This is a genomic window from Herbaspirillum sp. SJZ107 (assembly GCF_006715485.1).
GTDB lineage: Bacteria > Pseudomonadota > Gammaproteobacteria > Burkholderiales > Burkholderiaceae_D > Telluria.
In genome coordinates, this window is the sequence record NZ_VFNH01000001.1 from 1,222,441 (window position 1) to 1,237,959 (window position 15,519).

A 15,519-nucleotide genomic window follows, 5' to 3' on the forward strand; every position below is an offset into this window, starting at 1 on the left:
CGGTCGTCGCGCGCGGGCGACGCTTCCGTATGGAAATTAATGCCAAGCGTAAATTTTTGTGTCTTCTGATTTAGAATGCGTGGAGGTGCTTTAAAGAAACTAAGAGGTGATATGGCGAGGCCGGAAAAAGTCAGGCTCGGGGAAATCCTGGTGCAACAGAAGCTGCTGTCGGAAGATCAGCTGAACCAGGCGCTGGCTGACCAGAAGCGCACCGGGCGCAAGCTCGGGCGCGTGTTCGTGGAAAGCGGCTTCGTGACCGAGGAACAGATTTCCGGCGCGCTGGCGCGCCAGCTCGGCATCCCCTACATCAACCTCAAGTTCTACAACATCAACCAGGACGTGGTGCGCCTGCTGCCCGAGACCCAGGCGCGGCGCTTCCGCGCGCTGGTGCTGGAAGACCGCATCGAGAGCGTGCTGGTGGGTGTGTCCGACCCGACCGACCTGTTCGCCTACGACGAGATCGCGCGCCTGCTGAAGAAGGGCGTCGAGCTGGCCGTGGTCAACGAGACCGAGGTGCTGCAGGTCATCGACCGCATCTACCGCCGTACCGGCGAGATCACCGGCCTGGCACGCGAGCTGGAACAGGACCTGGGCGATGCCACCTCGGTCGACTTCGGCGCGCTGGCCTCGAATTCCGGCCTGGAAGAGGCGCCGGTGGTGAAGCTGCTGCAATCGGTGTTCGACGATGCCGCCCAGGTGCGCGCCTCCGACATCCACATCGAGCCGCAGGACGGGCGCCTGCAGATCCGCTTCCGCATCGACGGCGTGCTGCACCTGCAGACCGAGGCCGACATCAAGATCGCGACCCCGCTGGCGCTGCGCCTGAAGCTGATGGCCGATCTCGACATCTCGGAAAAGCGCCTGCCGCAGGACGGCCGCTTCGCGGTCAAGGTGAAGAACCAGCGCATCGACGTGCGTATCTCGACCATGCCGACCCAGTACGGCGAATCGGTGGTCATGCGTCTGCTGAACCAGGTCGGCACCACGCTGCGCCTGGACGCGATCGGCATGCATCCGACCCTGGTCGAGCGCTTCCGCGCCATCGTCCAGCGCCCCAACGGCCTGGTGCTCGTCACCGGCCCGACGGGTTCCGGCAAGACCACGACTTTATATAGTGCGCTGGCCGAGCTGAATTCGGTGGAAAAGAAGCTGATCACGGTCGAGGACCCGGTCGAATACCGCCTGCCCGGCATCAACCAGGTGCAGGTCAACGACAAGATCGACCTGAATTTCGCGCGCGTGCTGCGCTCGGCGCTGCGCCAGGACCCGGACATCGTGCTGGTCGGCGAGATGCGCGACCAGGAAACCGCCCAGATCGGCCTGCGCGCCGCGATGACGGGCCACCTGGTCCTCTCCACGCTGCACACCAACGATGCCGCCTCGACCCCGCTGCGCCTGATGGACATGGGCGTGCCGCGCTACATGGTCGGCGGCTCGCTCCAGGCGGTGCTGGCCCAGCGCCTGGTGCGCGTGATCTGCGAAAGCTGCACCCAGCCGCACGCGGCGCCTGCGCCGGAACGCGCCTGGCTGCGCGCTGAACTCGGCGAGCGCGCCGAGACAGTGCCGTTCTTCCACGGGCGCGGCTGCTCGCACTGCAACGGCACCGGCTACCGCGGCCGCACCGGCGTCTACGAACTGCTGGAGATGACGCGCGCCGTCAACGACGCCGTCAACCACCCGGACCCCGGCCACTTCCTGAAGGTGGCCCATGCCGAGATGCGCGGCGAAACCCTGCGCCGCAGCGCCGTGCGCCTGGCGATCCAGGGCCGCACCACGGTGGCCGAGGCCATGCGCGTCAGTAACCAGACCGAGGAATAAAGCGTGCCGTTCTTCGCCTACAAGGGCCGCAACGGACGCGGCGAGATGATGCAGGGCGTGCTCGAGGGCGCCGACAGCGGGGCGATTGCCGACCAGTTGTTCGGCACCGGCGTCACGCCGCTCGAGATCGTGCTGACCACGCGCAAGGTCACGACCGGCAACGACGACGGCGAGACCGTGTGGCAGCGCCTGGCCCGCAAGCGCGTCACATCGCTCGACGTCCAGCTGTTCAGCCGCCAGATCTACACGCTGCTGAAATCCGGCGTGCCGATCATGCGCGGCCTGGCCGGACTGCAGGAGTCGGCCACCAACCCCTCGTTCGGCCGCGTGATCCGCGACCTGCGCGAATCGCTCGACGCCGGCCGCGAACTGTCGGCCGCGATGCGCCGCCATCCCGAATGCTTCTCGACCTTCTACCTGGCCATGGTGCGGGTGGGGGAGATGACCGGCCGCCTGGAAGAAGTCTTCCTGCGCCTGTTCGACCACATGGAATTCGACCGCGACATGCGCGAGCGCGTGAAGACCGCGCTGCGCTACCCGATGTTCGTGCTGATCGCGATGGTGGCGGCGATGGCGGTGGTGAACATCTTCGTCATTCCGCAGTTCGAAAAGGTGTTCAACAGTTTCCGTACCGAGCTGCCGCTGATGACGCGCATCCTGATCGGCACCTCGCGCTTCACGGTCGAGTGGTGGCCGGCCTTCGCGGTCGGCATCGCGGCCGCGGTCTTCGGTTTCCGCACCTGGACCCGTTCCACGGGCGGCCGCCTGGCCTGGGACCGCATCAAGCTGCGCCTGCCGATCGCCGGCAAGATCATCCACAAGGGCACGATGGCCCGCTTCGCGCGCAGCTTCGCGCTGTCGATCCGCAGCGGCGTGCCGATCGTGCAGGCGCTGACGGTGGTGTCGCAGACTTCGGACAACGCCTATCTGGCATCGCGCATCGAGCAGATGCGCGACGGCGTCGAGCGCGGCGACAGCATCCTGCGCACCGCCACCAATGCCCAGGTGTTCACCCCGATCGTGCTGCAGATGATCGCGGTGGGCGAGGAGTCCGGCTCGATCGACGACCTGATGGACGAGATCGCGATGATGTACGAGCGCGAGGTCGACTATGAGCTGAAGACCCTGTCGAGCCAGATCGAGCCGATCCTGATCGTGTTCCTGGGCGTGATGGTGCTGATGCTGGCGCTCGGCATCTTCCTGCCGATCTGGGACCTGGGCCAGGCGGCCCTCCATCACTAATGAGGATACCCATGCGCACACGTGGTTTTACCTTGCTCGAATTCGCGGTCACCGTGATGGTGGCCGCCGCCCTCAGCGCCGTGCTGCTGAACCGTTTCGACTATTACCGCGACCAGGCGGAGATGGCGGCGACGCGCCAGCTGGTGGCGGCCATGCGCACCGCGCTGCACGTGCGCGCGGTGCAGTTGCAGGCGGCCGGCCGCCTGGACGCGCTGCGCGCGCTGGCTGAGGACAACCCGATGAACCTGCTGATCGACAAGCCCTCGAATTATCTCGGCGAATTCGAGGCGCCGGACCCCGAAAAAATCGGCCGTGCCGGCTGGGTGTTTGATGCGCGCGACAAATCGATTGTGTATCTGTTACCAAACGCAGAAAGATTGTCTTTCGGTACGGCAAGATTGCTCAAGTTCAAGGTAGAATTCCTACGAGCACCTGAACAACGTAACGTCAGCCTGGCCCTGAATCAAGTCAGCGGATAGGCAACCGAATCACCAGCTAAACCAAGCGGCTTATCCGCACCACTTTTTTCGGAGATTATTGTATGAAGAAGAACCTCAAGAGCGCTGCACAAGGCGGTTTCACCCTGATCGAACTGATCGTCGTGATCGTCATCCTCGGCATCCTGGCCGCCACCGCGCTGCCGAAGTTCGCCAACCTGAGCGCCGAAGCGCGCGCCGCATCGGTGCAGGCAGTGCGCGGCTCGCTGAACTCGGTGTCGGCGATGGCCCACGGCCAGTTCCTGGTCAACCCGACCGCGAACTCGACCAACGCCACCATGGAAGGTCTGGCGGTGCCGATGTCGAACGGTTACCCGAGCGCCAGCGCCGCACTGGCAACCGCGGCCGGCATCACCACCGATGGCAAGACCAACAAGGATTATACGATCACCGTGGTCGCCACCGCCGGTACGACGACGGGCAGCGTGACCGTGTCGCCGATCGGTGTCAACGCCGAGACCAACTGCAGGGTCGTTTATACTCCCGCCACCGTGTCCGGCACCGTCGTGACGCCGCCGACCGTCGTTGCCGACGTCACCAACTGCAACTAAACCGCCGCGGAGGCGCGGCCCATGTCGAAGCACATGCCCCATATCTTGCGCCGTCCCTCCGCTTCTCTCCGCCGCTCCGGTGGCTTCACGATGGTCGAACTGATCGTCGTGATCATCCTGATCGGCATCCTCAGCGCCATCGGCGTGTCCCGTTTTTTCGATCGCAGCAGCTACGACGCGACCGCGTTCGCGGAGCAGAGCCGCGCCATGCTGCGCTATGCCCAGAAGCTGGCCGTCGCCCAGAACCGCCCGGTGTACGTGCAGGGCGCGCTCGACGGCGTGGCGCTGTGCTTCGATGCCGCCACCCCATGCCCGTCCAGCGCCCTGGTGCCGGCACCGTCCGGCGCCAACAGCGGCAGCGCGGCCACCCGCGCCCGCTGCGTTGCCGGCGGCGCCTACGTCCAGACCTGGTATTGCGAAGGCTGGCCGCGCGGCGTGAGCATGCAGCCGGTGTCCGGCAGCCTGGCACCTTTCTTCTTCAATGGCCTGGGCCAGCCCGGCATCACAGGTAGCAGCAGCGTCTTCGGCGGCCTGAAGGTCGTCATCGCGGGCGGCGGCGTGTCGATCCCGATCGAGGTGTCGCAGGAGACCGGCTATGTCAACTGAGCCGCGCGTCCGTTCCCGTAGTCATTCCCGCGTGCGCCAGCGCGGCGTGACGATGATCGAACTGATCCTGTTCATCATGATCATCGGCGTCGCCCTGGCCGCCATCCTCGCCGTGATGAACTTCACCACCCAGCGCAGCGCCGATCCGGTGCGCCGCAAGCAGGCCCTGATGCTGGCCGAGGCGCTGCTGGAAGAGGTCGAGCTGGCCAAGTTCTCGTACTGCGACATCTACGATCCACGCGCCGGCGACGACAATCCGGCCACCGCGGTCGCGGGGCCGGAGGGGTGCGCCGCCGCGACCGTCGAGAACTGGGGGCCGGAAGCCAACAATGCGCGGCCCTTCGACAACGTCAACGACTACGCCGTCGACCCCAAGTCGTTTGCCACACCCTTCAACGCCGCCGACGGCAGGCTGGCCGACGCCAATGGCAATCCCTTGCCGCTGAGCGGTTTCACGGCCAGCGTCAAAATCCGCCCGGATACGCTGGGCAGCGCCGGCGGCGCCAACGCCATCGGCAACGCCGGTGACAGCGCCCAGACCGACGTCCTGCGCATCACGGTCACCATCAATTACGACGGCAAGTCCCTGAGCCTGGACGGCTTCCGCACGCGCTACGCGCCGGCTTCGCTATGACCCTGTCGCGCAGAACCCCGCGCCGCGCACGCGGCTTCACCCTGGTCGAGGCGATCCTGGTCATCGTCATCATCGGCATCCTGGCCGCCGTCGTCGCGCTGTTCATCCGCGCGCCGATCCTGGGCTACCGCGACGCCGTCGACCGCGCCGAGATCACCGACCAGGCCGACCTGGCGCTGCGCCGCATCGCGCGCGACATCCGCCTGGCGCTGCCCAACAGCGTGCGCGTCGTGAACGGCAATTCGCTCGAATTCCTGCAGACCAAAACCGGAGGGCGCTACCTGGCGGTCGACGACGGCGTGACCAGCCTGCCGGCGTTCGACGATCCGGCGCAGACGGCGTTCACCGTGCTGGCGCCGCCGGACAGCTTCGCCCAGGTGGCGGCGGGCGACCGCGTGGTGGTCTACAACCTGGGCGTGGCGCCGGCCGATGCCTACGGCGGCGGCAACAGCGGCGTGGTGCAGGCCGCGCCGGCTTACACGACCGACGCCACGCTGGGACGCATCGCCACCGTGCGCCTGAACGCCAATCCGTTCGCGGCGGCCACGCCGGCGCTGCCGTCGCCGACGCGCAGCTTCCAGGTGGTCAGCGGCCCCGTCAGCTTTTATTGCCAGAACGCCGGCGACGGTACCCAGACCCTGATGCGCGCCTGGGGCTACGCCATCAATGCGACCCAGTCGGCGGTCCCGAGCGGCGGCCAGCGCGCCATCGTCGCCGCGCGCCTGACCAATTGCAACGGCCTGTTCAACTATGACACGGCGGCGACCCAGCGTACCGGCCTGGTGCTGGTGTCGCTCGAGCTGCGCGGCCGCTATCCCGATTCGCCGGCAATCCGCCTGGTCCACCAGATCCACGTCGACAATACCCCATGATGCGAGCACCTCTTTCCCTGGCGCGCAGCGCCGGCGTCGGCCTCGTCACCGCGATCTTCCTGCTGGTCGTGCTGACCGGCCTCGGCGTGGCGATGGTCTCGCTGTACACCAGCCAGCAAGCCAGTTCCGACCTTGACCTCGAGGGCGCGCGCGCCTACCAGGCGGCCCGCGCCGGCATCGAGTACGGCCTGTTCCGGCGCCTGCGCGGCGGCTGCACCGCAGCCGGCTGCTGCCCCGGCGCGTCCAGCCAGGTCACGCTCGCCATGCCGGCCGACAGCGAACTGCGCAGCTTCACCGTGGTGGTCAGCTGCAACCAGGCCGGCGGACCCAATACGCCCGCGAACATCACCTCGGTCGCCTGCAACATGGCCGACGCCAACAAGCTGTGCGAGGGCGTGCCCAACAACAGTCCACAATACGTGCGCCGCCGCATGGAGGTGTCGGCGTGAAGCCCGGCTACCCGGCGCAATGGCCGGCGCTGTTCCTGGGCCTGCTGCTCGGCTTGACCCTGCTGCTGGCCGGCCCGGCGGCGCGCGCGGACACCACGGTGCAGCAGTACACCAGCTTCCGCGGCCAGGTCAACTTCACCGGCACCGAGGCGACGATGCGCACGGCTGGCAACAACAGTTACAGCAATAGCGCCTGCAGCATCACCGGCAGCGTCTCGGCCAAGCTGTCCGGGGTGCCGACCGGCGCCACCATCCTCAGTGCCCGGCTGTACTGGGTCGGCTCCGGCAACACCGCGGACAACAACGTCACCTTCGACGGTGTGTCGGTGTATGCCGGACGCCAGTACACGTCCGGCACCGTCGGCAACGGCATGAATTATTTCAGCGGCGCCGCCGACGTCACGGCGCGGGTCAGGAGCAAGCTGAATCCCAACACGACTTATACGTTCAGCGGGTTGAGCATCGATAACGGCAACCCGTGGTGCGGCTCACAGGCGGTGGTCGGCGGTTTCGCGCTGCTGGTCGTGTATTCGCACCCGGACGAGCCATTCCGCCTGCTGAACGTCTACGAAGGCTTCCAGTATTTCCAAAACAGCGGCTTCATCATCAACCTCGGCAACTTCAACGTGCCGAATCCGCTGCCGAGCAACGTGACCGGCCGCATCGGCCACATCACCTGGGAAGGCGATGCGACGCTGTCGCAGGGCGGCGAGAACCTGCTGTTCAACGGCAAGGAGCTGACCGATTCGATGAACCCGGCGGGCAACCAGTTCAACTCGGCCAGCAACATCAGCGGCGACTACAGCAGCTACGGCATCGACTTCGACGCCTATACCCTGAACGCGAACTTCATCTCGCCGGGGCAGAACACCGCCACCACTACCTACCGCTCGGGCCAGGACCTGGTGCTGCTGAGTGCCGAGATCGTCGCCATGCCTTTCGTCGGCAACGGCGACCTGGCACTGTCGATGACGCGCACCGGCGACCTGCGCGTGGGTTCGACCGCCTATTACACGCTGAACGTCAGCAATGTCGGCACCGACGTCGAGACCGGCCCGATCACCGTCACCGACACGCTGCCGTCCGGCCTCAAGCTGGTCTCGACCAGCGGCAGCGGCTGGAGCTGCAGCAGCGCCGCCGGCAGCAACGGCGCCACGCTGGTCACTTGCACCCGCGCCGGTCAGCTTGCCGCCGGCGACAGGGCAAACGCGCTGACCATCACCGTGACGCCGAGCGCGACCGGCACCTATACCAATTCGGCCACCGTGGCCGGCATGACCGGCGACGGCAACACCGGCAACAACACGGCGACGAATACCAGCTCCGCCACCGACCCCGGTTCGTCGGCGGTGGTGTTCACCACCGAGGTCTGCAAGAGCGGCGATCCGATCGTCACCGCGCCGGGCGACGCCGGCTGTCACCGCTTCATCGGTCCGGTGACCGCCGCTGCCGGCACGACCAAGATCTATGTGACCTCGGTTGCCGGCGGCCGCGCCAGTGCCGTCAGCAGCTCGGACTACACCCTGAACATCGGCCTGGCGGCGACCTGCCAGCCTTACTCGAACGTGGCACTGACCTATGCGCAGGCCGGCCTGGGCCTGGACTGCAAGGGCAGCTGGAAGTATGTCAACGTGACCGTGCCGGCCAACCAGCCGACCGGCACCCTGCCGAACGGCTCGGCTTTCTTCTATGCCGACGTCGGCCGCATCAGCCTGTCGCTCAGCTACCAGGGCACGGTGATGGGAACGGTCGACTTCATCTCGCGCCCGACCGACATCCGCTTCCAGACCGTGTTCCGCAACGCCGACGGCGTCGCCGACCTGCTGGGCACGGGCGGCGACAGCTGGAAGAAGCCGAGTCCGACCGCCTTTGCCAAGGCCGGCGAACCGTTCACCATGCGCCTGGGGGCGCTGATGGCCGACAATAACTATGCGCCGAGCTTCGGCAAGGAGCCGACTGCGCTCAAGGGCGTGCTGGCGGACAACCTGATCGAACTCAATTTCAAGCTCGACCTGTTCGCAGCCGACCCGCTGGCGTCACCGGTCCTGCCGGTGGCCGACAGCGACGGCGCGATCGACAAGCTGGTCGCCGCAGCCTTCGTGCTGGACCAGGGTTTCACCCCGAACACCGGCATCGCTGGCGCGCTGGATGCGAAAGCACGCTGGTTCGAGGGCGGCTACCTGGCCGTCACGCCCTACCTGTCGGATTACCTGGGCACCGGCGTGGTCGGCGGTCCGGGCAAGGCGGTCAAGGCGGACCCGGCGCGGATCGTGAGTGCCACCCGCGTGATCGGCCACTTCTATCCCGACCATTTCGAGAGCCGGGTGGTGGCGCCTTTCGCCTGCACCCCCGACATGGCATGCCCGACCGATTTCGCGCCGGTGGGCGCCGTGTACTCGAACCAGCCGTTCAATTTCACGGTGACGCCGTATGCGCTGCCGCGCGACGGCGCCGAGCAGCCGCTGTCGCTGTTCCGCAACCTGGCCGGTCTCGCCAGCAACGCCAACGCCAACGTCGTCAACGGCGTGGTCTACCGCAACGTGGGCATGACGGCCGCGGTCAAGCCGAACGACATCACCAGTTCGCCCCTGACCGGTTTCGCGGTCGACCCCGCCAACCCGCTGCAGACTTCCGGCGGTCCCTACGAGTTCCCGGCCATGACGACCAACGGGACTTACGCGCTCGGCAACCCCTTCGTCGCGGGCAGCAGCGCTGCCGCCACCGGCGGCAGGGTAGCGCCGACGCTGTTCTACCTGCGCGCCAACATGCGCGAGCGGCTGTCGACCGGCCCCACAACGACCAAGGATATCTTCGTCACGTCGGCCACGCTGGACACCGCGCGCGCCGCCCAATACGAGGATGGCCTGATGGCCGTGTCCGGACGCCTGTTCGTGCCGAACGCCTTCGGTTCCGAACTGCTGAACCTACCCCTGAACCTGGCCGAGCAGTACTGGAACGGCAAGACCTGGGTGACCACCGCCACCGACAGCGCCACCACGACCGGCGACAAGCTGGTGCCGGTCACGAACAGCTGCACGCGCTTCTTCGCCGACAGCAAGAGCGCCACGCCGAGCGCCTGCAATACGGGCGCGGTAACGGCCCTCGGCGGCGGTGTTGCCATCCCGCTCAACAACGGCGTCGGCCGCCTGGGCCTGAAGAGCCCGGGCCGCACCAACATCGGCGCCTTCGACCTGACGGTTGGCGGCGGCAATGCCGGCATCTGGCTGCCGAGCACGCGCGCGCGCGTGACCTTCGGCGTCTACCGCAATCCGCTGATCTACCTGCGTGAAATCTACCGGTGAGGTGTAAGCACAACGGCTTCTTGGTTGTTCTACAAAGGAAACCGGGAATATTTTTCCTGAGTGCAAAAATGGTATCGGCTTTTGCCTGGAGTTGAATATAATCAAGAGTCTAGCGAATACTCCTCGAACTCACTGATGTCCACGGCCGCGCATGCGTTTATTTAGTCGACCCAAGAAGAACGGCGCCTGGCTGGCGATCGTGCCGCAGCGCGATGGCCTGGCCACCGCCAGCGTGGCCGCGCCCGCAGGCGGCGCCGCGGCGGAGGCCGAGCGGCAGCCAATGGTGATGCTTGCGCACTTCTTCCCGGGCCGCCTCGATGTCGACACCCTCGAGCGCGCCGGCAAGGAACTGCACAGCGGCGACTACCGCTGCGCCACGGTGCTGGGCGGCGGCGACTACCAGCTGCTCTCGGCCGAGGCGCCGAACGTGCCGCGCGAGGAACTCCGGACCGCTATGCGCTGGCGCCTCAAGGACCTGCTCGACTTCCCGGTCGACGACGCCACCATCGATGCGCTCGAGATTCCGGTCGACGCCAGCGCCGCCGCCCGCCCGCAGCAGAGCGTGTTCGCGGTGGCAGCCAGGAACAGCGTCGTCAAGGCGCGCCAGAACCTGTTCGCCGACGCCAAGGTCAGGCTGGGCGCGATCGACATCCCGGAGATGGCCCAGCGTAACGTCTCGGGCATGCTCGAACGCGACGGCCGCGGCGTGGCCATGCTGTCGTTCGGCGAGGACGGCGGCCTCTTGACCGTGTCCTGGCGCAGCGAACTGTACCTGTCGCGCCGCATCGACGTGACGCTGGCCCAGCTGCTCGAGCCCGACCACGAGCGCAAGCACCAGGCCTTCGACAAGATCACCCTCGAGCTGCAACGCTCGCTCGACCACTTCGAACGCCAGTTCTCCTTCATCAGCGTGGCCAAGCTGGTGCTGGCCCCGACCGCGGCCACCGGTCTCGAGGAATACCTGTCGAGCAACCTGTACACCCGCGTCGAGACGCTCGACCTTGCCACCGTGTTCGACCTCACGCGCGTGCCCGAGCTGAAGGACGCGGCGCTCCAGCAGCGCTTCTTCGTGGCGCTGGGCGCGGCCCTGCGCGATGTCCAGGCCGGTGCCGCCGGCACCCGCGCGCCGCAGCAGATCAACCTGTTCAGCGAACAGTTCGAGCAGCAGATCCAGCGTCTCACGGCACGCACGATGGCGATCGGCAGCGGCGTGCTGGCGCTTGGCCTGGCCGCTGCCGGCATCCATGAGAACATGCAGGTGGCCGACCTGCAGAGCGAGGCCAAGGCCGGCGCGGCACGCCTGGATGGGGTGCAGAAGCGCCTCGCGGGCGTCACCGCCGACTACCCGGCGCGCCAGAAAGACCCGAGGCTCGACGGCGAACTGGCCGAGGCCAACGCCCAGCTCGACGCGCTGCACCGCGTGTCCGACACCATCCGGCGCGGCGACCTGGGCAACACCCGCGGCTATGCCGAATACTTCCGCGCGCTGGCGCGCCAGCGCGTCGAGGGCCTGTGGCTGACCGGCGTCAGCATCGGCGGCGCCGGCCAGGACATCGGCGTGCGCGGCCGCGCGCTCGACCCGGCGCTGGTGCCGGGCTTCCTCGGCCGCCTGCGCAACGAGCAGGTGATGCAGGGCACGCCGGTGGGCACCCTGCAGATCGGCGAAGCGGCCGCGCTCAAGGTCGCGGGCAAGGACGGCAAGGACGCCAGCATGCCGGCGCCCTACGTCGAATTCAGCCTGGCGTCGGCGCCGCAGGGCAAGCCGGGAGCACAGCCATGATGAAGCAACGCTGGCAGGTACTGGCTGCCCGCATCGACGCCCTCAGCCAGCGCGAACGCGTGATGGTGTTCCTTGCCGTACTGGCGACGCTGGCCCTGGCCGCGCAATTCATCGTGCTCGGCCCGCTGCAGCGCAAGCAGGATGCGCTGCGCACCCAGCTGGCCCAGCAGAAGACCGCGATCGCCGCCACCAACGCCGAGATCGTGCGCAAGCTGGAACAGGCGCGCCAGGACCCCGACGCGCCGCTGCGCGCACGCCTGCAGGCGGTGCGCGGCGAGACCGAGCGCTTGAGCTCGGACCTGCGCGCGATGCAGCGTGGCCTGGTGCCGCCGGAGCGCATCGCGCCGCTGCTGGAATCGATCCTGCGCGCCAACGGCCGCCTGAAGCTGGTGGCGGTGCGCACCTTGCCGGTGGATCCGCTGAGCAGCATCGTGGATGCCGGCGAGAAGGCCAAGGGCCTGGCTGCCGCGCCGGCGCTCGCACCGGCCGCCGTCAAGGGCCCGGAGCTGCTGTTCCGCCACGGCGTCGAACTGACCGCGCGCGGCAGCTACCTCGACATGGTCGACTACATGACGGCGCTGGAAGCGCTGCCGACCCAGCTGTTCTGGGGCCGCGCCCAGCTCGATGTCGAAGAGTATCCGACCGTGCGCCTGACCCTGACCCTGTATACCCTGAGCCTGGACGAGAAATGGATGAAGCTGTGAAGACCCTGCTGGCCGCCGTGCTGACGCTGGCCGCGGGCGCCGCCGCGGCCCAGGCATTGCAGGACCCGATGCGGCCGCCGGCCAGCCTCATGACGGCCACGGCCGGCCCCGCCGCGGCGCCGAGCGCCGCGCCGCAACTGCAAACCATTTTGATCGGACGCGCGCCCGGCGGCCGCCACCTGGCCGTGATCGACGGCGAGACCGTGCGTCCCGGCGACGATTTCCGCGGTGCGCGCGTGGCGCGCATCGCCGACAACGAGGTCGAACTGGTACGCGGCCGCGAACGCCAGGTGCTGCGCCTGGTGCCCCCGGCCGCCGGCGGCATCTCGCCCGTACGCTCCACCCGAGGACAATGAATGCATACGACGCTTAACTGTGTGATTACCCGAGCCACCTCCATCGCAAGCGCCGCGGCGCTGCTGCTGGCCGGCTGCCAGAGCGCGCCGAACAACACGACCTACGACCAGATCCGCAAGGAAGTCGCCGGCGTCAACGCCAGCCGTCCGGCCGCCGCCCCGAGCGTCGACAGCGCGGTGGCCGACGCACTGCTGCCGCCCGCCGCCGCGCTCGCGACCCAGCTGCCGAAGGCACGCCCGGCGCTGGAAGAACGCTTCAACGTCTCGTTCAACAACGTCCCGGCGCAGCAGTTCTTCCGCTCGATCGTCGCCGGCACCCGCTACAACATCCTGGTGCACCCGGACGTCAGCGGCAGCATCACCGCCAACCTCAAGGACGTGACCCTGCCGGAAACGCTGGACGCGATCCGCGAGATGTACGGCTACGACTACAAGATCGACGGCACCCGCATCTCGATCAAGCCGCTGACCATGCAGACCAAGATGTTCCACGTGAACTACCTGGTCGGCAAGCGCCGCGGCGCCTCCAACCTGCGCGTGACCTCGACCTCGGTCTCGAACGCCGTCAACAACCAGAACGGCAACCAGAACGGCGGCCAGGGCGCGACGGGCCAGAACAACGGCAACCAGAGCAACCAGTACGGCGGCAATCCGGGCCAGGTCGAGAGCACCGACGTCAACACCACCTCGGACAACGATTTCTGGGCCGACCTGAAGGCGGCCGTGGAAGCCATCGTCGGGCCGAAGGAGGGCGGCCGCAACGTCGTGATCAGTCCGCAGTCGGGCGTGATCGTGATCCGCGCCATGCCGGACGAACTGCGCAACGTCGACGCCTACCTGAAGGCGACCCAGCTCGCGGTCGACCGCCAGGTGATCCTGGAAGCGAAGATCCTCGAAGTCGAACTGAACGACAGCTACCAGAGCGGCGTGAACTGGGCCTCGTTCGCCTCGATCCGCAGCAGCCACGACAACCGCGTCTCGGGCGGCATCATCGGACCGGGCGCGTCGCTGACGCCGCTGCCCTTCGGCGGCGGCCAGCCGGCCGTGATCACCGACCCGGCCACCGGCCTGTCGGCCAGCACCGGCTTCTCGCTGTCGAACGCGGTCAACGCGGCCGGCTCGATGTTCGGCCTCGCGGTCCAGACCAGCAACTTCGCGGCGCTGCTGTCCTTCCTGGAAACCCAGGGCACCGTACACGTGCTCTCGAGTCCGCGCGTGGCGGCGATCAACAACCAGAAGGCGGTGCTGAAGATCGGCACCGACGAGTTCTACGTGACCGGCGTGACCACCACCACCGCGCTGTCCACCAGCAGCAATACCGTCACGCCGAGCGTGACCCTGCAACCCTTCTTCTCGGGCGTGGTGCTGGACGTGACCCCGCAGATCGACGAGAAGGGCAACATCCTGCTGCACGTGCACCCGTCGGTGAGCCAGGTCTCGACCGTCAACAAGGACGTCAGCCTGGGCTCGGCCGGCAACCTGACGCTGCCACTGGCGGCATCGGCCACCTCGGAGCTGGACAGCATCGTGCGCGGCACCAACGGCCAGGTGGTCGCCATCGGCGGCCTGATGCGCCAGGCGTCGACCAACGACAGCTCGAGCGTGCCGGGCGCCACCAACGTGCCGGTGCTGAGCACCCTGTTCGGCCAGAAGAAACGCGTCAACCAGAAGCGCGAGCTGGTGGTGCTGATCAAGCCGACCATCGTCGAAGGCATCAACAACTGGAACGACGACCTGCTCGACGCCAACCGCCGCATCGAGCAGCTCGATCCGCGCGCGCGAGGGATCCGGTAATGTACACGGCCCACTTCGGCCTGCGCGAGGCCCCGTTCGGGATCACTCCGGACACCAGCTTCTTCTTCGGCAGCCCGCATTCGCAGGAAGCCCTGAACACGCTGCTGGTGGCGGCGCGCGGCGGCGAGGGCTTCATCAAGATCACCGGCGAAGTCGGCACCGGCAAGACCCTGTTGTGCCGCAAGTTCATGGCCACGCTGGGCCCGGATTTCGTCACCGCCTACATCCCGAACCCGTATCTGGAGCCGCGCACGCTGATGCTGGCGCTGGCCGACGAGCTCGAAGTCCAGCTGGAGCGCGACGTCGACCAGCACCGCATGCTGAAGGCGATCACCGACCGCCTCCTGCAGCTGGCGGGGCAGGGCAAGCACGTGATTTTGTGCCTGGACGAAGCGCAGGCGATTCCGGTGGAAAGCCTGGAAGCGCTGCGCCTGCTGACCAACCTGGAAACCGAAAAGCGCAAGCTGCTGCAGATCGTGCTGTTCGGCCAGCCGGAACTGAACCGCAAGCTGGAACTGCAATCGATCCGCCAGCTGGCCCAGCGCATCACCTTTCATTACCACCTCGGACCGCTCAGCCGCGACGACCTCGATTATTATGTGGCGCACCGCCTGCGCGTGGCCGGCTGGAGCGGCGCGCGCCTGTTCACGCAGGGCGCGATCGGCCGCCTGTACCGCAGCAGCGGCGGCGTGCCGCGCCTGGCCAACATCCTGGCGCACAAGGCGCTGATGCTGAGCTACGGCGAGGGCCGGCAGCAGGTGGCGGGCGCCCACGTGACCGCCGCCGCGCGCGACACGCTGGCGGCCAGCCCGCGCCGCGTCCGCCCATGGATGGCGGCGGCGGGTGCGGGCGCAACCTGCCTGGCCGCGGGCCTGGCCTGGGCGCTGCTGCGCTAACGTTCGGGATGAGTAAGC

14 protein-coding genes are annotated in these 15,519 nt (G+C 67.5%); all 14 read left to right on the forward strand.

Features of this window, described 5'->3' with window-relative positions:
• The first annotated feature begins 111 nt into the window (after positions 1-111).
• The 14 genes from FBX97_RS05545 to FBX97_RS05610 all read left to right on the forward strand — a co-directional run bounded on the left by FBX97_RS05545 (position 112) and on the right by FBX97_RS05610 (position 15,501).
• Positions 112-1,818 (forward strand): GspE/PulE family protein, encoded by a 1,707-nt coding sequence (locus tag FBX97_RS05545; protein ID WP_141829352.1) that lies wholly within the window; start codon positions 112-114, stop codon positions 1,816-1,818.
• Between the two features lie 3 nt (positions 1,819-1,821).
• A complete protein-coding gene (locus FBX97_RS05550; protein WP_141829354.1) occupies positions 1,822-3,060 on the forward strand; it encodes a type II secretion system F family protein in 1,239 nt (412 codons plus the stop codon).
• Positions 3,061-3,071: 11 nt separating this feature from the next.
• On the forward strand, positions 3,072-3,539 hold the full coding sequence (locus tag FBX97_RS05555; RefSeq protein WP_185748481.1) for a type II secretion system protein: 468 nt from the start codon (positions 3,072-3,074) through the stop codon (positions 3,537-3,539).
• Positions 3,540-3,601: 62 nt separating this feature from the next.
• Positions 3,602-4,108, forward strand: a complete 507-nt coding sequence (locus FBX97_RS30350) for a type II secretion system protein (RefSeq protein WP_141829357.1) — start codon at positions 3,602-3,604, stop codon at positions 4,106-4,108.
• A 33-nt stretch (positions 4,109-4,141) separates the two neighbouring features.
• Positions 4,142-4,714, forward strand: coding sequence for a Tfp pilus assembly protein FimT/FimU (locus tag FBX97_RS05565; RefSeq protein WP_141829359.1), 573 nt, complete (start codon positions 4,142-4,144; stop codon positions 4,712-4,714).
• On the forward strand, positions 4,704-5,348 hold the full coding sequence (locus FBX97_RS05570; protein ID WP_141829361.1) for a type II secretion system protein: 645 nt from the start codon (positions 4,704-4,706) through the stop codon (positions 5,346-5,348). The genes FBX97_RS05565 and FBX97_RS05570 overlap by 11 nt, the downstream gene beginning before the upstream one ends.
• Positions 5,345-6,220, forward strand: a complete 876-nt coding sequence (locus tag FBX97_RS05575; RefSeq protein ID WP_141829363.1) for a prepilin-type N-terminal cleavage/methylation domain-containing protein — start codon at positions 5,345-5,347, stop codon at positions 6,218-6,220. Before FBX97_RS05570 ends, FBX97_RS05575 begins: the two co-directional genes overlap by 4 nt.
• The gene (locus FBX97_RS05580) at positions 6,217-6,669 is read left to right on the forward strand and encodes an agglutinin biogenesis protein MshP (RefSeq protein WP_185748482.1); all 453 of its coding nucleotides are present in this window, start codon (positions 6,217-6,219) and stop codon (positions 6,667-6,669) included. Before FBX97_RS05575 ends, FBX97_RS05580 begins: the two co-directional genes overlap by 4 nt.
• A complete protein-coding gene (locus FBX97_RS05585; RefSeq protein ID WP_141829365.1) occupies positions 6,666-9,971 on the forward strand; it encodes a DUF6701 domain-containing protein in 3,306 nt (1,101 codons plus the stop codon). Before FBX97_RS05580 ends, FBX97_RS05585 begins: the two co-directional genes overlap by 4 nt.
• Positions 9,972-10,122: 151 nt before the next feature.
• Entirely contained in the window at positions 10,123-11,751 is a 1,629-nt protein-coding gene (locus FBX97_RS30450) for a hypothetical protein (protein WP_370457158.1), read from the forward strand.
• Complete coding sequence (locus tag FBX97_RS05595; RefSeq protein ID WP_255517310.1) at positions 11,748-12,455, forward strand: hypothetical protein; 708 nt, start codon at positions 11,748-11,750, stop codon at positions 12,453-12,455. The genes FBX97_RS30450 and FBX97_RS05595 overlap by 4 nt, the downstream gene beginning before the upstream one ends.
• Positions 12,440-12,811 carry a hypothetical protein gene (locus FBX97_RS05600; protein WP_141829367.1) on the forward strand — a complete coding sequence of 124 codons (372 nt, stop codon included), beginning with the start codon at positions 12,440-12,442 and terminating at the stop codon, positions 12,809-12,811. Before FBX97_RS05595 ends, FBX97_RS05600 begins: the two co-directional genes overlap by 16 nt.
• Complete coding sequence (mshL, locus tag FBX97_RS05605; protein WP_141829369.1) at positions 12,812-14,605, forward strand: pilus (MSHA type) biogenesis protein MshL; 1,794 nt, start codon at positions 12,812-12,814, stop codon at positions 14,603-14,605.
• Positions 14,605-15,501 carry an ExeA family protein gene (locus FBX97_RS05610; protein WP_141829371.1) on the forward strand — a complete coding sequence of 299 codons (897 nt, stop codon included), beginning with the start codon at positions 14,605-14,607 and terminating at the stop codon, positions 15,499-15,501. The genes mshL and FBX97_RS05610 overlap by 1 nt, the downstream gene beginning before the upstream one ends.
• Positions 15,502-15,519: the final 18 nt, after the last annotated feature.